Genomic DNA, 17,607 nt, shown 5'->3' on the forward strand with positions numbered 1-17,607 from the left:
CCCACCGGGGCGGTGCGGTGGCTCAGCCGGCTGCCGGGCCGGTCCGCCGGGTCGTGGCCCGCAGCCGGTCGTCGAGCGCGTCGAGGTCGGGGACGAACCACACGTGGTCGGCCTGGTTCGACTCCTGTACGAGGGCGCGCAGGGCAGCGCTGGCCGCGAGGTGTCGGGAGATGTCGCCGACGACGACCAGGCGCAGCCGGTAGTTGACGAACTTCTGCATGACCTCGCCGGCGAAGCGGGTGCCGAGGGAGAAGAAGGACGGGTCCAAGCGGTGCGCGGGCACGGCCACCACCTCGGCGCCGAGGAAGGCCGCGCCGATCAGGTCCAGCGCGTCCTGCGCCGTGGCCACCGGCGGGCCGTCCGGGTCGCACATCAGCACCGGCACGCCGGCCCGCTCCCGCACCACGTCAGGCATTCCCGACCTCCCGGGTGAGCAGGCCGTTGTCGCCGTCGAGCACCGCGTCGAGCAGGCGCAGCACCTCGGCGGTGTCGGCGGCGCCGCCGAGTATCACGATCTTCATGCGGTGTCGCTCCTCGTCGTGGACGGTCTGGACGCGCAACGGGTGGCCGGGGTCGTGGCCGGTGTTCGCCCCGGCCACGACGAGCGTGCCGAGCCGGTCGGCCGCGGCCCGGTCGACGCCGTCGATCTGCACGATGCTCGACACCTCCACCGCCGGGCCCGCGGCGGGACGGGACGGCTCCGGCCGCCCGGTCAGGGCGTCGAGGTCGGCGCGGGCGATCCGGTACTGCTTGCCGATCCGCACCGCCCGCAGTCGGCCGGCGCGGATGTAGCCGCGCACGGTGCGCACGTGCAGACCGAGCCGCTCGGCCACCTGCTCGACGGAGTACATTTCCTCACTCATCACTCCCTAGTCTAGTGCAGATAGGGAGCGATAGGGAAGCCGGGGGAGTGGTTCCCGGTCCCTGTGACGCGCGGCTCGTGCGCTCGTGCGCCCGTAGTCGAATATCCATTGCGGCCACCGTCCGGCGCGCCTACCGTCATCGGCGCAAGGTCAACCGAACGACCCAGGGAGTACGCCGTGTCGCAGCGCACCCGCACCGACGCCGTGTGGCCGACGCCGCGCGGCGGTGCCTCGCTGCCCACAGGGGAGCGTGCCCTAGGCCAGTGCCGTCCCGAGCAGGGCCGGCAGTCGGGGTGGCGGCGCGACTAGCGTCAGCGCGTACGCGCAGCCGCCCACCCCACCGGGGACCGGGCGGCTTTTTCGTCCACCCGTACCGACATCACTCCGCCCCGTTCCGGCGCCGTCGACCCTTTTCAACTCCACAGTGGAAGCAAAATCCCGGTCGCCGCCCACCACGGGCCGACCGGGGAGACGACACCATCACCGGGACGAGGGAGCTGGCTGACCCGCTCGCTTTGGGCGCGAGAGACACGGGGTTCGATTCCCCGGTCCCGGACGGCAGGACAGGGCGTCGACCCTGCCCTGACACGGGCCGTTGGAGCAGTTGGAAGCTCGCCCGGTTCTCAGCCGGGAGGTCACGGGTTCGAATCCCGTACGGCCTACGCGGCGACGCCGGAGCGGCGTCGCCGGCACGCGGTTGTGGCGCAGCCAGGTCAGCGCGTCACCATGCCACGGTGAAGATCGCCGGTTCGAATCCGGCCAACCGCTCCACCCGCCGGGCCCCGCGCCCGCCGGGCCGGCCGCGCGCTGGGCGCAGAGGGGTCGTGCACGCCCCCTCCCACCGGGTTCGATTCCCGGGCGGTCGTCGATCCTTCCGGTCGCGCCGAGACGGGCGCCGACCAGCCGACGACACGAGGAGACGACGATGAGTTTCACCCCGCTCGCGGGCACCCGCGCGCCGGTCCGGGTCTGGACCGACCCGTACGGCATCGAGCCGCAGGCCGCCCAGCAGCTGCGCAACATCGGCGCGCTCCCGTGGGTGGAGGGCGTCGCGGTCATGCCCGACGTGCACTTCGGCAAGGGCGCCACGGTCGGCTCCGTCATCGCGATGCGGCAGGCCGTCTCGCCGGCCGCCGTCGGCGTCGACATCGGCTGCGGCATGTCCGCGGTCCGGACCTCGCTGACCGCCGCCGACCTCCCGGACGACCTGGCCGGGCTGCGGTCGGCGATCGAGGCCACCATCCCGGTCGGGTTCGCCCAGCGGGAGACGCCGGTCGACCCGCGCCGGATCCGGGGCCTGGAGCAGGCGGGCTGGGACGACTTCTGGCGCCGGTTCGCCGACCTCGACCGGCGGGTGGCGCAGCTGGAGACGCGGGCCCAGCGGCAGCTGGGCACGCTCGGCGGCGGCAACCACTTCATCGAGGTGTGCCTGGAGCAGGGCGGCGCCGACGAGGGCCGGGTGTGGCTCATGCTGCACTCCGGCTCCCGCAACATCGGCAAGGAGCTGGCGGAGCGGCACATCGCCGTCGCCCGGCGGCTGCCGCACAACACCGACCTGCCCGACCGGGACCTGGCGGTGTTCCTCGCCGGCACGCCGGAGATGGACGCCTACCGCCGGGATCTGTGGTGGGCGCAGGAGTACGCGCGGCGCAACCGGGCGGTCATGCTCGCCCTGCTCTGCGGCGTGGTACGGGAGCAGTTCCCGCAGGTGCGCTACGACGAGCCGATCTCGTGCCACCACAACTACGTGGCGGAGGAGAGTTACGACGGCGTCGACGTGCTGGTGACCCGCAAGGGGGCGATCCGGGCCGGTCGGGGGGACCTGGGCATCATCCCCGGGTCGATGGGCACGGGGTCGTACATCGTGCGGGGCAAGGGGAACCCGGACGCGTACTGCTCCGCGTCGCACGGGGCCGGGCGGCGGATGTCGCGGGCGCAGGCGAAGCGGACGTACAGCACCGCCGACCTCGCCGCGCAGACCGCCGGCGTGGAGTGCCGCAAGGACGCCGGGGTGGTCGACGAGATCCCCGGCGCGTACAAGGACATCACCCAGGTGATGGCGCAGCAGGAGGACCTGGTCGAGGTGGTGGCGCACCTCAAGCAGGTCGTCTGCGTGAAGGGTTGACCGCCGACCGGCGCCCAGGAGGGGTGGGCGCCGGTCGTCCGCCCCGGTGCTCAGCGGAGAGAGCGCTGGTCCACGAAACCGGAAAGCCCAGGTTCGAATCCTGGTCGGGGCACGGTCCGGATCCGCGACGCGGGACGGAACCCCTTGCGAGCTGGTGCAATCGGCAGCACACCCGTCTCTGGAACGGGCGATGGAGGTTCGAGTCCTCCGCTCGCAGCGAGGCCGGGGCCGCGCCGACGCGGCCCGCGCACCGGTGGATGTGGGCGTCCGGGATGGACGTCGGATCTGCCCGTCGGTGCCGCCCCGCCCGGCGGTCCCGCGACCGGGACCGTAGAGTCTCGCCGTGAGCGAGATCGGCACGCAGGTCGACCTGTTCCACCCCGCCGAGCGGGTGTGGCGCGCATTGACGGATCGTGAGTTGCTCGCCCGGTGGTTCGCCGAGGTCGAGATGATGGCGGGGACGCGGAACCGGCTGCTGCTGCACACGGCGGGGCTGCCCGGCTTCGGCGCCGCCGTCGACGCGGAGGTCACCGAACGGCAGGAGCCGGAGCTGATCGCGCTGCGGTGCCTCGAGGGCGGCCGGCGCAGCCGGCTGACCTGTGCCGTCACCGCCACCGCCGAGGGCTGTCGGCTGTCGGTCCGCGAGGTGCTGGAGCACGGCGTCTGGGCCGACGAGCAGCGCGAGAGCCGCGCGGAGTGCTACCGGCAGGCCCTGACCAATCGGCTGCCCGCGATCCTCGACTGGCTGGCCTTCCAGCAGGTGGACCTGCGCCGTGGCGAGGCCGGGATGACGGCCGAGATGCCGGTCACGGAGGCGTTCGACGACGAGCCGGCGCCGGCCGGCCGCCGCAGCCGGCCGCTGCTGGTCGCCGGGCTGGCCGGCGCCGCGCTGGCCGCCGGGGTGACCGTGTGGGCGGTGCTGCCGGCCGAGCCGGACCGCGCCGCCGCACCGGCGCCCGCGCCGGTGCCCACCGCCACGACCGCCCCGAGCGGCTCGCCCCGGTCGACCCCCTCCGCCCGCCCCACCCGGACCGCCACCCCGGAGGCCACCCGCCCGAGCCGCACCCCCACGGCGAGGCCCTCACGTACGTCCACCTCCGCCGCGCCGTCGGGGCCCGCCGTGACCGCCCGCTACGAGACGGTGTCGACCCGGCTCTTCGGCTACACCGGCGAGGTGGTGGTCGACAACTCGGGCGGCGCGGCCGCGAAGGACTGGACGGTGGTCGTGACGCTGGCCGAGGGCGGCCGGGTCTCCGACGCCAGCGGCGCCGACTGGCGGCAGGACGGGCACTCCGTCACCTTCACCGGGCCGCCCGTGAAGGCCGGACAGTCGCGGACGTTCACGTTCGAGGTCCGCGACAGCGACCCGGCGACCAAGGCGCCCGAGGGCTGCGTGGTGGGCGACGACCCGTGCACCGGCATGTGACGGCCGCGACGCCGCCCCGGTCCGTGCCGCCGCCGGCCGAAGCGCCCGGCGCCTGGCGACAGCGTCGACGGTCGATCCGGTCCAGGCCCCAGGACGGCGACGGCCCGGATGTGATCATGGCCATGATGGACACTGTCCGCGGCGACGGTCCCGGATTCCAGCTGCTCGTACCGGTCGCCGATCGCGGCCACCGTGCTCATGTCGGAGCCTGTCCGTTTTGACAGGCTCCCCTCCCGGCGATTTGGATGATCTTGCGGGAGGCGCAGTACCAGGAACGCCTCCCTGCTCTGCGGAGGTGTGCATGAGGGGTATGGGAAGGGCCGTCACCATCATGGTGGCGGCCGCGATGCTGACGGCCTGTGGCGACGGTGACGACGGCGCGGCGCGCAGCGGAGATCCGGGCGGCTCGTCGCCGGGCGTCGGGGCGTCTCCGCAGCCCGTGGTGAACGCGCCGGAGGGGTTCGACACCGCCAAGGGCTGGCAGGAGACCGTCGGCTGGCTGCCGGAGAACGCGGAGAACCTGACGGTGGGAGCCGCGGCGAAGGCGGGCGTGGTCGCCTTCCTCCAGAAGAAGGGTGCGGGTTACGTCGTCGATGCTCGGGACGCCGCCACCGGCGCGCCCCGCTGGGACAGCCAGGAGTGGCAGCCACCGGCTCTTCCCGAGAACGTGGCGCCGGATCCGTCGTACCTTCCGCGGCTCCTCGTCGTGAATGAGGGCGGACGCGAGTATGTCGTCGTCTGGTCGTACACCCCTTCGTTCACGGACGAGGACGTGGTCTCCCTCGTCCTCTACCCGGCCGACTCCTCAGGGAAGGGAATCGCCCCCGCCCACACCCGCTCCGTCTCGAGGGAGGACTCCGGCTCGGTGAAGGTCGTCGACGGCGGGAATGGCCTCCTGGTCCACTGGGAGGACAGGGGCGATTACCACGCTGCGGCGATCGACCTGTCGACGGAACGCATCAAGACGTACGACGAGAGCGTGCGACTGCCCTACTGCGAGGAAGAGGACGTGGTCTGCAACAGCGGTCGGGTGGCAGGGCTCTCCCCCGACGGCCCGCTCGTCGCGATCGACCCGGGCGGCTTCGGCGTCCCCGGTGTCTGGCAGGCCAGCAACGCCGTTCCACCGGCCGCCGATCCGAAGAATCACGGCAAGTACGAGAACGGCAAGGTGTGGGCTGTTCTCGGCGACCACGTCTTCTCCTCGTGGTACGCCAAGCAGGGCGTGACGAAGCAGGGCGGCATCCCGGTGGCAGCCGTGCACGACCTGAAGTCCGGAAAGCTCCAGACGTCCGTGGTGTGCGACCCGCAGGGCGGGCTGGACGGACGCTCCTACGATCCCGTTCTGTCGCCGAATGGCCGCTACGCCGTGGCGGGGACCATCGCCTTCGACTCCGAAACGGGCGTGGCCCGCTGCTTCGGCGAAGACGAAGAGGAAGGGCAGGAGGGCGTCCGCCTGGTGTCCGTCGACGACGACGGCACCGCGTACGGCTACGGGCAGGGGGGAGACGCGAACGTGCCCGTCACCGTCGCGGTCGGCACCGGGAAGATCGAGGAGCTTCCCCAGGACACCGAGATCCCGTTCCTGTCGCTGCCGGGAATCGGCGGGTTCTCGCTGGCCACCACGGACAACGGTGAGCGGCGGTTCGTCTTCCTCCCGCGTCGCTGACCCGTCGCCGGACGCATCGGTGGGCGCGGCCGCAGGTCGCGCCCACCGCGGTAGGGGGCGACCGGGGCGGTGACTTCCGACTTCTCTCCGCCACTCCTACAGTGGGTGGTCACCCATCACTCGAGCCCCTGAAGGTGACATGAGCATCCGCGTGTACCGCAACGCCGCCATCCGCACCGGGGACGCCGGCAACCCGTCGGCCCGGGCCATGGCCGTGGCCGGCGAGCGACTGCTGGCCGTCGGCACGGAGGCGGAGGTGCGCGCCGCCGCGGGACCCGGCGCGGAGCTGGTCGACCTGGCGGGCGCCGCCGTGCTCCCCGGTCTCTACGACGCCCACATCCACACCGCGCAGTACGCCCAGAGCCTGGACGCGGTGGACCTGCGCGACGTGCGTTCCCTGGACGACGCGCTGGCCATGGTGGCCGCGCACGCGGCGCGGCTGCGACCGGGCGCCTGGCTGTTCGGCGGCAGGTGGAACAGCAACACCTGGGATCCGCCGAGGCAGCCGGACAGGTACGCCCTGGACTCGGTCTGTCCGGAGCTGCCGGTCGTGCTGCCGAACGCGGACGGCCACACGGTGTGGGCCAACTCGGCGGCCCTGCGCCTGGCCGGCATCGACGCCGACACCCCCGACCCGGTGGGCGGTGAGATCGTCAGGGACGAACGCGGGGAACCCACCGGCATCCTGCGCGAGACGGCCTGTCGCCCGCTGGAGGACCTCATGGTCTCCCGCGACCTGCGCGAGCAACTCCGCGTCGTGCAGGACGAACTGCTCGCCCTCGGTCTGACCAGCGTGCACGACATCGACGGCGAGGACTGCCGGGCGGCCTACCTGGAGTTGCGGGAGGCCGGCGAGCTGAAGCTGCGCGTACACAAGGCCATTCCGTCGGTCCACCTGGAGGAGGCGATCGCCGAGGGCCGCCGCACCGGGCAGGGCGACGACTGGTTCCGCACCGGGCCCGTGAAGATCTTCAGCGACGGGGCGCTGGGTTCGCACACCTGCCACATGAGCGAGCCCTTCGCCGGCGAGCACCCCAACGTCGGCATCGCCGTCACGCCGTACGAGGACCTGGTCAAGCTCTTCGCCAGGGCGGCGGAGAACGGCATCGCCGTGGCCACGCACGCCATCGGCGACCAGGCCAACCACCTCGTCATCGACGCCTACGAGGCCGTCGGCCGCACGCCGGGGCTGCGGCACCGCATCGAACACGCCCAGCACCTGCGGCCCGGCGACCTGGCCCGGATGGCCCGGCTGGGTGTCGCCGCCTCGATGCAGCCCGTGCACTGCACCAGCGACATCGACCTCGTCGACACCCTGCTGGCCGGGCACGACCTGGCCTCCTACGCCTGGCGCGGGATGCTAGACGCCGGCGTCGGTCTGGCCTTCGGCTCGGACGCCCCGATCGAGCATCCCAACCCCTTCGCCGCCCTGTACGCCGCGGTGACCCGTACCCGTCCCGACGGGACGCCCGTGGGCGGCTGGCAGCCCGAGCAGCGGCTCACCATGGCCGAGGCGCTCGCCGCCCACACCCTCGGCGCGGCCCACGCCGCGGGCGAGGAGGGCCGCAAGGGCGTCCTCGCGCCCGGCATGCTGGCCGACTTCATCGCGGTGGACACCGATCCCTGGCTGGAGTCGCCGGACGCGGTGCTGCGCACCCGGGTCATGACCACCGTCGTCGGCGGCGAGATCCGCTGGCAGCGCGGGTGAGCGCCGCGACGGCGTGACGGCGGCCGGCGGCGCGACGGCCACGGCCCGGGGCGCCGACGCCGGACCCGGCGACGTGGCCGGCGCCGGGGCGGACGTGACCGGCGCAGGCCGTCCGCGCCGACGCGCCGGCCCGGTGCTCAGGACCGGACGGGCGTGAGGGTGACGGGCACCGCGACCACGTGCCGGCGCGTCCCGTCCGCCGCCGAGACCTCGTACGCCTCGATCGTGCCGGGCTGCTCCCGCTGCACCCGGTAGGCGACGGCGACCCGGAAGTCGCCCCGGCAGCCCGTGCCGCAGGTGGCCGTGGTGAAGGTGGTCGCCACCGTCCGGCCCGCCGCGTCGAGCACCCGGACCGTGACGGTGGCCTCGAACACGTCGGCGGTGCCGGTGACGGTGACCGGGCTGCCGACCCGTGCGCCGATGGGCGGGCCGGTGACCACGACGGGTGGCAGCAGGTCCGCGTAGTCGGCCCGGCCGACCGGGGGACCGGCGGCGAGGCGGACCCGTTTGACGGTGGGGAACTGGGTGAGCGTGTAGACCACCTGCGCCTCGCGCAGCCGCCGGGTCGGCGCGTCGCCGTCCGTCGGGGCGGGCGCGACCGTCGCCACGCCGTCGGCGATGCGGGTGACCTCGCCGCCGGCGGGCAGCAGGGTGGTCAGCCCGGTGGCGGCCTCCGCCGGGGTGGGTCCGGCGGCCAGTTCGGTCAGCGCCAGCCGGGACGTCGCCACCGTGGTCGGCCGGGTGCGCCGGGTCGGCGCGAGCCGCCCGTCCCGGACGTACCACAGTTCGACGGTGACGGTCTGCGCCCGCGTCGGGGCGGCGGCGGTCGCGGCGGGCGTGGGGGAGCGGCCCGGGCCGGCTGTCGGCGGTGCCGCGGCAGAGCTGGGCGACGGCGCCGGCGCGGACGTGGTGGCGACCGGCGGCGGCGCGGCGGGCGCGGGGCCGAGCGAGCCGGACCGGGGCGCGGCGCAGCCGGCGGGCAGCAGCGCGGCGGCGAGCAGGGCGACGGCCGCGACCCGCCGGGTCACCGCGCGCCGGCTCACCGCGCACCGTCCGACGCCGGCTCGGCGGGCAGGTCCAGCCGGAACCGGGTGGCCACCCCCGGCTCGCTGCGCACGCTCAGCCGCCCGCCGAGCAGGTGGGCGTTCTCCCGGGCGATGGCCAGGCCCAGCCCGCTGCCCCGGCCGGAGCGGGCCGGGTCGACCTTGTGGAAACGGTCGAACAGGCGCGGCAGGTGCTCCGCCGGGATGCCCGGGCCCTGGTCGCTGACCTCGAAGACGACCCGCGACCCGTCGCCGGCGACCGCGGCCCGGATCTCGCCGCCGCCGTGCTCGACCGCGTTGGCGACGAGGTTCGCCAGCACCCGCTCCAGCCGGCGCCGGTCGGTGCGCAGCGGCACCGGCGCGCCGTCGATCCGCACCCGGTCGGACCAGCCTCGGGCCGCGACGATCGCCCGCAGCAGGGCGACCGGGTCGACGGCGGCGACGGCGAGCCGCTCCTGCCCGGCGTCCAGCCGGGAGATCTCCATCAGGTCCTCCACCAGGCGGCGCAGCCGGACCACGTCGGCGACCAGCAGCTCCGCCGCGCGCCGCGCGTCGCCCGGCAGCTGGTCCAGGTGGTCGCGCAGCAGCGACGCCGCCGCCACCAGGGCGGTCACGGGGGTACGCAGCTCGTGCGCCACGTCGGCGGTGAACCGCCGCTCCCGCGCCTCAGCGGCGGAGAGCGCCTCGATCTTCGCCGCCAGCGCCTCGGCCATCTCGTTGAACGAGGCGGCCCAGTCGCTGAACTCGTCGCGCCCGCGTACCGGCAGGCGGGTGTCGAGCAGCCCCTCGGTGAGGGCCCGCGCGGCCCGGCTGGCCCGGCCGACCGGCTCCAGCGTGCGGCGGGCGAGGGTGTGCCCCACCCCGGCGGCGAGCAGCACCACCAGCACCCAGCCGGCCAGCAGGGCCGTGCGCAACTGGTCCAGGTCGGCGGCGATGTCGTCCTCGACGGTGACGACGTACAGCTCGGCCGTCGAGCCGGGGATGCGGCCACCGACGACGAGCAGCCGGGGCCGGTCATGCGGCGACGACCGCTCGTACCCGAGCTGCCCCTGGGCGACGGCGGCCCGCAGCCGCGCCCCCAGCGGCGGCGCGTACGCCGGGTGGGAGGGGTGCTGCCCGTCGTCGACCAGCACCACGTGCCGGCCGCTGCCCTCGAAGCTGGTCAGCAGCTCGCCGCGACGGTCCTCGGTCAGCGGCAGGAACTGCCCGGCCAGGACGAGCCGGTAGCGGGCGTCGGCGGCGGCCTGGTGCAGCGAGGCGTCGAACCGGGCCTGCCGCAGCAGCAGCCAGGAGCCGCCGGCCAGCAGCCCGGCGGAGACGCCGGCGACGAGCACGAACGCGATGGTCAGCCGGCGGCGCAGGCGTCCGGGCGGTACGGCGCGTCCGGCCATCGCGCACCTCCCTCAGCCCGGCGACAGCTTGTAGCCGGCCCCGCGTACCGTCCGCACGAGCCGGGGGCGGGCGGGATCGTCCTCGATCTTGGCGCGCAGCCGCTGCACCGCCACGTCGACCAGCCGGGAGTCGCCGAGGTAGCCGTGCTGCCACACCCGCTCCAGCAGCACCTCCCGGGTGAAGACCTGGCCGGGGCGGCGGGCGAGTTCGCGCAGCAGGCGGAACTCGGTGGCGGTCAGCGCCACCTCCCGGCCGTCCTTGCGGACGACGAAGCTGCCCGGGTCGATCTCCAACCCGGCGACCTCGATGACGGCGGCGACGACGGGGGCGCCCGCCCGGCGTAGCGCCGACCGGACCCGGGCCACCAGCTCGGGCAGGTCGAACGGCTTGCGCAGGTAGTCGTCGGCGCCGCACTCGAGGCCGACGACGACGTCCACGGTGTCGGTGCGCGCGGTCAGCATCAGGATGGGTACGCCGCTGGTGCGCCGGATCTCCCGGCAGACCTCGATGCCGTCCAGGCCGGGCAGCATGACGTCGAGCACGATCAGGTCGGGCGGCCGGGCACGCCACGCCGCCAGCGCCTCCCGCCCGTCGACCGCGGTGTCGACCCGGAAACCGGCGCGGCGCAGCCCGAGTGCGGTGACCTCCCGGATGGAGGCATCGTCCTCGACGACCAGCACGCGGCCCTCCACCAGCCGAGGGTAGCCCCGCGACGGCCCGCGCCGACCTGGCGGAACGGACGGTGTCGGGGGCCCGGCCGGCGCCGGACCCCCGGTTCCGCGGCGGTCACTGCTGCCACTGGTGTGCCACGTCGAGCACGATCCGGCTGTGCGTGCCCGGGCCGGTCAGCACGAACACCCGGAACGGCAGGCGGGCCCGCACGCCGACCGCGAAGGTGGTGTAGCCCTCGAAGCTGCCGCCGAAGACCACGTCCCGCAGCGTCTGGTGGCGCAGCACGTTCGCGGCGTGCTCGCCGACCCGGTAGGGCACGGTGCCGACGTGCGCGTCGTCGTACGCCGGGGCCCGCAGCGAGACCCGCAGCAGCTCGTCGCCGGCGGTGTACGGCGACAGCGGCAGGCCCTCGCCCTCGGTCCACGTCTCGCCGTAGCCGACCGTGTAGCCGGTGACCGGGCCGGCGAACTCGAACACCACCCGGTCGAAGCAGTCGTGCCGCCCGGTGCGCACGTCGACCAGCGGGGCGCTGCTCGGCGTGCCGGCCGACTTCTCCGCGCTGCCCCAGGTGATCCCGCAGTACGGCGACCCGGTCGCCGCCGCCGTCGTGGTCGCCGCCGTGCCGGTGCCGGCACCCGCCACCAGCGCGGCGAGCACCACGACCAGGGCCGTCAGTCCACTCCTGATCCGCATCGTCCTCTCCCGTTCTTCCGTTTCCCGGTCGGTGCCCGGCCTCGTCGCCGGGGTCGTCGGATCCACGGTGGAACGCCCCCACGGCAGCAGCTTCGCCGTGCGGTAACGCCCGGGTAACAGCCCGTGCCCGCGGCGCTGCTGCTCGATCGGGCGGTGCCGACCTCGACCACGGAACCGGCCGACCGGTGCGGGCTGCGTCCGGGTACGGTGTCGGCGCACCTCGGCGCACTGCGCTTGCCGCCGCACCCCGACCCTCGGAAGGGACCACCCATGACCGGCCGTACGCCGAAGGTCTCCTGCGTCTTCGTCTGCCACGACGGCGCGGGCCGGCTGCTGCTGGCCCGGCGCGCGGCCGGCGCCCGGGACGAGCCGGGGGCCTGGGACACCGGCGCCGGGGCGCTGGAGTTCGGGGAGAGCTTCGAGGCGGCGGTCGGCCGCGAGGTCACCGAGGAGTACGCGGCCACGCCGCGGTCGGTCGCCCTGCTCGGCGTGCGCAACGTGCTGCGCGACGACCCGCCCTCGCACTGGGTGGCGGTGCTCTTCGCGGTCCGGGTGGACCCGGCGGAGGTGGCCATCGGCGAGCCGCACAAGTTCGACCGGATCGGCTGGTTCACCCGCGACGCCCTGCCGGCGCCGCTGCACTCGCAACTGCCGGCCACCCTGGCGATGCTTCCCGACCCGCTGCCCTGACCGGCGCGACCGCCCGCCCGCCGCCGTCGGCGCTCACCCGTGTGTCGCTCGCCGTCGTCCCCGGGGCGGCGGACCGGCGGCGGGGTGCCCCTCGACCTGGCCTGGCGGTGAACTCGTGGGGTGCCGGTATGACGATTCCGTTATGCCGCATATTGGCGGTCCCCGCTTTAACATTCACGTACATCGATGACCGGCGGTGGCACGCCGCCGGACAACCGCAGGGAGTGCGTGTATGTTCCGACGACAACTGCTGCGCACGGCGGGCGCCGTGCTGGCGGCGGTCCTGGCCGCAACCGGAATGCAGGTCGCCACCGACGCCAGCGCGTCCGCCGCCGCCCGAACCGTCTACTACGACGCGAGCCGGGCCGGCGAGTTCCGCACCAACTTCGACCAGGCCGCAGCCATCTGGAACAGCCAGGTCAGCAACGTCCAACTGGTGGCCCGCACGCCGGGCAACGTCACCATCTACGTCGACAGCGGCTGGCCGCGGGCGCAGGTCACCGGGCTCGGCTCCGGCCGGATCTGGATGGGCTGGACCGCCGTCAACCAGGGGTACGACCGCACCCGCATCGCCAGCCACGAACTGGGCCACATCCTCGGCCTGCCGGACCGGCGCACCGGGCTGTGTTCCGACCTGATGTCCGGCAGCAGCGCCCCGGTCTCCTGCCGCAACGCGTACCCGAGCGCCACCGAGGCGTCCCGGGTGAACTCGCTGTTCGCCGGCGGCCTGGCCGCGTCCGCGGTGCCCACCGGCACGTACTCGTGGAACGACGGCGACGACATCGAGCCGTACGTCGTCGGCGGCCGGCCGGCCACCGAGAACTACCCGTGGATGGTGTACGTCTCCGGCTGCACCGGCACGCTGATCAAGGCCAACTGGGCGGTCACCGCCCGGCACTGCTCGACGCCTTCCTCGGTGCGGGTGGGCAGCATCTACCGCAACAGCGGTGGCACCGTCGTCTCCGTGATCCGCGCGGTCAACCACCCGAGCGTCGACGTGAAGCTGCTGCAACTGTCCAGCTCGGTCGGCTACGCCCCGGCGCCGATCCCGAGCACCTCGGGCGCGGTCGGCACCGCCACCCGGATCATCGGCTGGGGCCAGACCTGCCCGACCCCCGGCTGCGGGGGCGCCCCGACCGTGGCGTACGAACTGGACACCTCGATCGTGTCGGACAGCCGCTGCATCGGCATCAACGGCCCGTACGAGATCTGCACCAACAACACCAACGGCAACTCGGGCGCCTGCTACGGCGACTCGGGCGGCCCGCAGGTGCGCCGGATCAACGGGGTGTGGAGCCTGATCGGCGCCACCAGCCGGTCCGGCAACAACAACTCCACCTGCGCCACCGGCCCGTCCATCTACGTCGACCTGCCGTCCATCCGGTCCTGGATCAACACCCAGGTCGGCGGTCTGCCGGTCTGACGACCCCGACCCGGGGGGACGCCGCGCGCGGCGTCCCCCCGTCCGTCGTCGGCCGGGCCACCGCGCCGGGGTGTCACGCGGCGACCACCCGCAGTGCGGTACCGTGCGTGACACATCGACCCATTCCGAGGTGAACCATGTCCGCCGTGGCCGCACTCGCCCTGACCCTGGCGCTCGCTCCCGCGCCCACACCGTCGGCCTCGGGCGGGCCGGTCGGCGGCCTCCTCGGCGGTGTCGGGCAGATTGTGGACGACCTGCTCACCGGAGGGGCTGGGGCCACCCCGGGCGCCTCCCCGACGCCGGTCCCGTCCGGCTCGACCGCCCCGGCGTCGCCCCGCCCGTCGGCGGCGCCGGTCGCCCCGGGCCCGTCCACGTCGACAAGCACGTCCACCCGCGCCGTCGACCCGGGCCGGACGGCCGAGGGTCCGGGCGAGCGCAAGGCGGCGGTGCCCGCCCCGAACGGGCGGACCGGGACCTCGGGCGATGCGTCCACGGTCGCTGCCCCGCCACTGCGCGGCGACGGGGATCCGGCGGAGCGGTGGCTTCTCTACGGCCTGGCGGCGACCGCCGTGGCCGTGCCGGTGCTGCTCGTCCTGCGCCGGCGTCGGCCCGCCGTCGCGCAGATGGGCCCGGCCGGCGCGCCCGCGCCCACGCCCGACCCCGCGGGGGAACCCCTGGTCGACAACGTGACCCGGTTGCCGACGAACCTCAATGCCATCTACGAGCTGGGCCGGCTCGACGAGCGGCTGAGCCAGGAGCGCGAACGCCGGTCCTGACGCCCGCGCCGGCCCCCGCGCGGGCCCGCACGCAGGGCCGTCCCGCTCCGTGGGCACCCCGGGTAGTCCGGCGATGACGCGCTGACCAGCGCCTCGCCCCTGTTGGAAACGTTTTCGTAACGGACCCTTGACCTCCTCGCCGCGCGCGGCGCAGACTCCCGGAAACGTTTACAGGAAACAGGTGGAGGTGCCAGGGCGTGGGTCGTAAACGTTTACCGGAGTCGGCCGACAGTCGGCCCACCGTCCACACCGTCGCGGCCCGCGCCGGTGTCTCCATCGCCTCCGCCTCCCGGGTGCTCAACGGTGTCGGCGGCAGCGAGGAGACCATCCGCAAGGTCCGCGCCGCGGCGGCGGAGGTCGGGTACGTGCCCAACGCCATCGCCCGGTCGTTGCAGTCCCAGCGCACCGGACTGGTCGCGCTCGCGGTCGAGGACATCGGCAACCCGGTCTACGTGTCGATGATGCGGGCCATCGAGGCGGTGGTGGCCGCGTCCGGGCGGCAGCTGCTGGTCCATGCCACCGGCGGGCAGATCGCCAACGAGACCGCGCTGCTGCGCCGGCTGGCCAACCGCTACGTCGACGGCATGATCCTGTCGCCGATCCGGGTCACCGACGACCACCTCGCCGCGCTCGTGCAGAGTCCGGTGCCGGTGGTGGTGATCGGCCAGCTCGGCGCCGACGCGCCCGTCGACAACGTGCGTACCGACTCCCGGCGGGGCGTCGCGCTGGCCGTGGACCACCTGGTGGCCAGCGGGCGGCGCCGGATCGGCTTCGTCAACGGCCCGCTGGACACCGTCCCGGGCGCCGCCCGCGACGCCGGCTTCCGCGCCGCCCTCGCCGCGCACGCCGTTCCCCTCGACGAACGCCTGGTCGAGGTCGGCGACTTCCAGTACGCGGCCGGTCGCGCGGCGACCGAACGGCTGCTCGCCCGGGCCCGCCCGGACGCCCTGGTCTGCGCCAACGACCTGATCGCGGTCGGCGCGCTGCACGCGCTGCTGGCCGCCGGGCACCGGGTGCCCGAAGACGTGGCGGTGATCGGCATGGACGACACCGAGCTGGCCCAGATGATGTTCCCCCAACTGTCCAGCGTCTCGCTCGGCTCGGCCGAGCGCGGTCGCCGGGCGGCCGAACTGCTGCTCCAGCGGATCGCCGACCCCGCCCTGCCGCCCCGCCGCGAACAGGTGTCGCCCAGCCTCGTCGTCCGCGCCTCCAGCCGGGCCGCCGTGACCACCCCCCGTCCGCCGACCGAAGAGGTGCCGTCATGACGACTGTGGCCGAGCGGCCGGACGTCGACCGGGCCGGAGCGGCCCGTCGGCACAGCCGGTCCCGCTCCGACCGGACGATGATCTACCTGCTGCTGCTCCCGTCGCTGCTGCCGATCCTGGTGCTGTCGGTCTTCCCCCTGGTACGCGGCATGTACCTCGGGTTCACCGACGCCCGGGCCGGGCGCAACGTGGAGGTCAGCTTCACCGGGTTGGCGAACTACCGCGAACTGCTCGGCGACGAGCTGTTCTGGAACTCCTTCCAGGTCGGCCTGCTCTGGGCGTTCGGGGTGACCGTCCTGCAGTTCCTGCTGGCCCTCGGGCTCGCGCTGCTGCTGCACCAGCGGTTGCGCTTCCGGGGCGTGGCACGGGTGCTGGCCGTGGTGCCGTGGGCGATGCCACCGGTGGTGGTCGGCATCCTGTGGAAGCTGGTCTACCACCCGGACGCGGGCCTGCTGAACGAGTTCTTCCACCGCGTCGGCGCCGACGGCCTGCGGGCCAACTGGCTCGGCGACTTCGGCACCGCCCTGCCGGCGGTGATCATCGTCGGGGTGTGGGCGGGCATGCCGCAGACCACCGTCGTGCTCCTCGCCGGCCTGCAGGGGGTCGGCCGCGAGCTGCACGAGGCCGCCGCGGTGGACGGCGCCAGCACCTGGCACAGGTTCCGGCACGTCACGCTGCCCGCGCTGGCCCCGGTGATCGTGGCGATCACCTCGCTGGACTTCATCTGGAACTTCAACTCGTTCGGCCTGGTCTACGTGCTGACCGCCGGCGGGCCGGGCGGCAAGACCATGCTGCCGATGCTCTTCGCCTACGAGGAGGCGTTCCGCTACGGCAACTACGGCTACGCCGCCGCGCTCGGCAACGTGATGGTCGTGATCATCGTGGCGCTGCTCGCCGTGTATCTCCGTCGCCGGTTGAGGGAGGCGAACTAGTCGTGATCAGTGCGAGGAGTGAGCTTGCGAGCCCCGCAGTCCTGATCGGAGGGCAGTGATGTTCGGAAAGCCGAGCCGCACCGGGCGGGCGCTGCAGTACCTTGCCCTGGCCGGCTACCTGGTCTTCCTCGGGTTCCCGCTGGTCTGGCTGGTCTCGACGGCCTTCAAGCCGCCCCGCGAGCTGGTCCAGCTGCACCCGACCCTGATCCCCACCAACCCGACGGTGCAGAACTTCGTCCAGGCGTTCACCGAGCAGGAGTTGGGCCGGGCCGCGCTGAACAGCCTCCAGGTCTCGCTCGCCTCGGCGCTGCTCACCGTGCTGGTCGCGCTGCCCGCGTCGTACGCCCTGGCCCGGTTCCGCTCGAAGCTCGGCACCGCGGCCCTGGGCTGGGTGCTGCTGTCCCAGCTCTTCCCGTTCGTGCTGCTGATCATCCCGATCTTCCTGGTGCTGCGGCAGGTCGGGCTGGCCAACACGCACGCCGGGCTGGTGCTCATCTACGTGGTCTGGGCGCTGCCGTTCGCGCTGTGGATGCTGCAGGGCTTCGTCCGCAACATCCCCCGGGAACTGGAGGAGGCCGCCTCCGTCGACGGCGCCAGTCGCGTGCAGATCCTGCGGCGGGTGGTCTTCCCGCTGCTCGCCCCCGGCCTGGTCGCCACCGCGCTGTTCTCGTTCATCTCGGCCTGGAACGAGTTCTTCTTCGCCCTCGTGCTGATCAAGACCCCGGAGCTGGCCACCCTGCCGGTGGCGCTCGCCCGGTTCGTGGGCATCGAGGGCACCGCCCGCCTGGGCCCCCTCGCGGCCGGTTCGCTGCTGGCCACCCTGCCCAGCCTGATCTTCTTCGCGTTCATGCAACGCCGGCTCTCGTCCGGGTCGCTCGCCGGCGCGGTCAAGGGCTGACACCGTCCCCCACCCACCACCCAGGAGGTAACCCC

At 74.0% G+C, this 17,607-nt stretch carries 16 protein-coding genes and 5 tRNA genes; 15 read left to right on the forward strand and 6 right to left on the reverse strand.

Annotated elements, in window-relative coordinates; translation table 11 throughout:
* Positions 1-22: 22 nt before the first annotated feature.
* The gene (locus tag ABT006_RS32425) at positions 23-415 is read right to left on the reverse strand and encodes a DUF4180 domain-containing protein (protein WP_350712293.1); all 393 of its coding nucleotides are present in this window, start codon (positions 413-415) and stop codon (positions 23-25) included.
* The gene (locus ABT006_RS32430) at positions 408-863 is read right to left on the reverse strand and encodes a helix-turn-helix domain-containing protein (protein WP_350712294.1); all 456 of its coding nucleotides are present in this window, start codon (positions 861-863) and stop codon (positions 408-410) included. Before ABT006_RS32430 ends, ABT006_RS32425 begins: the two co-directional genes overlap by 8 nt.
* 483 nt (positions 864-1,346) lie before the next feature.
* On the opposite strand from ABT006_RS32430, the gene ABT006_RS32435 reads away from it, so the two are divergent.
* The 9 genes from ABT006_RS32435 (at position 1,347) to ABT006_RS32475 (ending at position 7,788) form a co-directional block, all read left to right on the forward strand.
* Positions 1,347-1,419: transfer RNA gene (locus tag ABT006_RS32435), tRNA-Pro, on the forward strand.
* A gap of 33 nt (positions 1,420-1,452) precedes the next feature.
* Positions 1,453-1,525, forward strand: a tRNA-Glu gene (locus ABT006_RS32440).
* Between the two features lie 31 nt (positions 1,526-1,556).
* A tRNA-Gly gene (locus ABT006_RS32445) sits at positions 1,557-1,634 on the forward strand.
* Between the two features lie 154 nt (positions 1,635-1,788).
* On the forward strand, positions 1,789-2,988 hold the full coding sequence (locus ABT006_RS32450) for an RtcB family protein (RefSeq protein WP_350712295.1): 1,200 nt from the start codon (positions 1,789-1,791) through the stop codon (positions 2,986-2,988).
* Between the two features lie 40 nt (positions 2,989-3,028).
* Positions 3,029-3,100, forward strand: a tRNA-Arg gene (locus tag ABT006_RS32455).
* Between the two features lie 33 nt (positions 3,101-3,133).
* Positions 3,134-3,205: transfer RNA gene (locus tag ABT006_RS32460), tRNA-Gln, on the forward strand.
* Between the two features lie 126 nt (positions 3,206-3,331).
* On the forward strand, positions 3,332-4,414 hold the full coding sequence (locus ABT006_RS32465) for an SRPBCC family protein (RefSeq protein ID WP_350712296.1): 1,083 nt from the start codon (positions 3,332-3,334) through the stop codon (positions 4,412-4,414).
* Between the two features lie 301 nt (positions 4,415-4,715).
* Positions 4,716-6,080 (forward strand): hypothetical protein, encoded by a 1,365-nt coding sequence (locus ABT006_RS32470; protein WP_350712297.1) that lies wholly within the window; start codon positions 4,716-4,718, stop codon positions 6,078-6,080.
* A gap of 139 nt (positions 6,081-6,219) precedes the next feature.
* The gene (locus tag ABT006_RS32475; protein ID WP_350712298.1) at positions 6,220-7,788 is read left to right on the forward strand and encodes an amidohydrolase; all 1,569 of its coding nucleotides are present in this window, start codon (positions 6,220-6,222) and stop codon (positions 7,786-7,788) included.
* A gap of 137 nt (positions 7,789-7,925) precedes the next feature.
* On the opposite strand, the gene ABT006_RS32480 is transcribed toward ABT006_RS32475, so the two are convergent.
* From ABT006_RS32480 to ABT006_RS32495, 4 genes are all read right to left on the reverse strand, one after another.
* Complete coding sequence (locus ABT006_RS32480; RefSeq protein ID WP_350712299.1) at positions 7,926-8,831, reverse strand: Gmad2 immunoglobulin-like domain-containing protein; 906 nt, start codon at positions 8,829-8,831, stop codon at positions 7,926-7,928.
* Positions 8,828-10,222, reverse strand: coding sequence for an ATP-binding protein (locus ABT006_RS32485; protein WP_350712300.1), 1,395 nt, complete (start codon positions 10,220-10,222; stop codon positions 8,828-8,830). The genes ABT006_RS32480 and ABT006_RS32485 overlap by 4 nt, the downstream gene beginning before the upstream one ends.
* 12 nt (positions 10,223-10,234) lie before the next feature.
* The gene (locus ABT006_RS32490) at positions 10,235-10,915 is read right to left on the reverse strand and encodes a response regulator (protein ID WP_350712301.1); all 681 of its coding nucleotides are present in this window, start codon (positions 10,913-10,915) and stop codon (positions 10,235-10,237) included.
* A gap of 94 nt (positions 10,916-11,009) precedes the next feature.
* Positions 11,010-11,588, reverse strand: coding sequence for an AMIN-like domain-containing (lipo)protein (locus tag ABT006_RS32495; RefSeq protein ID WP_350712302.1), 579 nt, complete (start codon positions 11,586-11,588; stop codon positions 11,010-11,012).
* 270 nt (positions 11,589-11,858) lie between these two features.
* On the opposite strand from ABT006_RS32495, the gene ABT006_RS32500 reads away from it, so the two are divergent.
* From ABT006_RS32500 to ABT006_RS32525, 6 genes are all read left to right on the forward strand, one after another.
* A complete protein-coding gene (locus ABT006_RS32500; RefSeq protein ID WP_350712303.1) occupies positions 11,859-12,278 on the forward strand; it encodes an NUDIX domain-containing protein in 420 nt (139 codons plus the stop codon).
* Positions 12,279-12,576: 298 nt separating this feature from the next.
* On the forward strand, positions 12,577-13,701 hold the full coding sequence (locus ABT006_RS32505) for a snapalysin family zinc-dependent metalloprotease (protein WP_466025826.1): 1,125 nt from the start codon (positions 12,577-12,579) through the stop codon (positions 13,699-13,701).
* Positions 13,702-13,838: 137 nt separating this feature from the next.
* A complete protein-coding gene (locus ABT006_RS32510) occupies positions 13,839-14,477 on the forward strand; it encodes a hypothetical protein (protein ID WP_350712305.1) in 639 nt (212 codons plus the stop codon).
* Positions 14,478-14,674: 197 nt separating this feature from the next.
* Positions 14,675-15,742 carry a LacI family DNA-binding transcriptional regulator gene (locus ABT006_RS32515; RefSeq protein WP_350712306.1) on the forward strand — a complete coding sequence of 356 codons (1,068 nt, stop codon included), beginning with the start codon at positions 14,675-14,677 and terminating at the stop codon, positions 15,740-15,742.
* Entirely contained in the window at positions 15,739-16,674 is a 936-nt protein-coding gene (locus tag ABT006_RS32520; protein ID WP_350712307.1) for a carbohydrate ABC transporter permease, read from the forward strand. The genes ABT006_RS32515 and ABT006_RS32520 overlap by 4 nt, the downstream gene beginning before the upstream one ends.
* Positions 16,675-16,732: 58 nt before the next feature.
* Complete coding sequence (locus ABT006_RS32525) at positions 16,733-17,572, forward strand: carbohydrate ABC transporter permease (RefSeq protein ID WP_350712308.1); 840 nt, start codon at positions 16,733-16,735, stop codon at positions 17,570-17,572.
* The last annotated feature ends 35 nt before the right edge of the window (positions 17,573-17,607 follow it).

This window comes from Micromonospora sp. NPDC002717 (genome assembly GCF_040295705.1).
GTDB lineage: Bacteria > Actinomycetota > Actinomycetes > Mycobacteriales > Micromonosporaceae > Micromonospora.

What these genes read in the sequence shown, in the direction of transcription:
- ABT006_RS32425 (WP_350712293.1), bottom strand. Translation starts at nt 415, where the DNA reads ATGCCTGACGTGGTGCGGGAGCGGGCCGGCGTGCCGGTGCTGATGTGC.
- ABT006_RS32430 (WP_350712294.1), bottom strand. Translation starts at nt 863, where the DNA reads ATGAGTGAGGAAATGTACTCCGTCGAGCAGGTGGCCGAGCGGCTCGGT.
- ABT006_RS32450 (WP_350712295.1), top strand. Translation starts at nt 1,789, where the DNA reads ATGAGTTTCACCCCGCTCGCGGGCACCCGCGCGCCGGTCCGGGTCTGG.
- ABT006_RS32470 (WP_350712297.1), top strand. Translation starts at nt 4,716, where the DNA reads ATGAGGGGTATGGGAAGGGCCGTCACCATCATGGTGGCGGCCGCGATG.
- ABT006_RS32475 (WP_350712298.1), top strand. Translation starts at nt 6,220, where the DNA reads ATGAGCATCCGCGTGTACCGCAACGCCGCCATCCGCACCGGGGACGCC.
- ABT006_RS32485 (WP_350712300.1), bottom strand. Translation starts at nt 10,222, where the DNA reads ATGGCCGGACGCGCCGTACCGCCCGGACGCCTGCGCCGCCGGCTGACC.
- ABT006_RS32495 (WP_350712302.1), bottom strand. Translation starts at nt 11,588, where the DNA reads ATGCGGATCAGGAGTGGACTGACGGCCCTGGTCGTGGTGCTCGCCGCG.
- ABT006_RS32500 (WP_350712303.1), top strand. Translation starts at nt 11,859, where the DNA reads ATGACCGGCCGTACGCCGAAGGTCTCCTGCGTCTTCGTCTGCCACGAC.
- ABT006_RS32505 (WP_466025826.1), top strand. Translation starts at nt 12,577, where the DNA reads ATGCAGGTCGCCACCGACGCCAGCGCGTCCGCCGCCGCCCGAACCGTC.
- ABT006_RS32510 (WP_350712305.1), top strand. Translation starts at nt 13,839, where the DNA reads ATGTCCGCCGTGGCCGCACTCGCCCTGACCCTGGCGCTCGCTCCCGCG.
- ABT006_RS32520 (WP_350712307.1), top strand. Translation starts at nt 15,739, where the DNA reads ATGACGACTGTGGCCGAGCGGCCGGACGTCGACCGGGCCGGAGCGGCC.
- ABT006_RS32525 (WP_350712308.1), top strand. Translation starts at nt 16,733, where the DNA reads ATGTTCGGAAAGCCGAGCCGCACCGGGCGGGCGCTGCAGTACCTTGCC.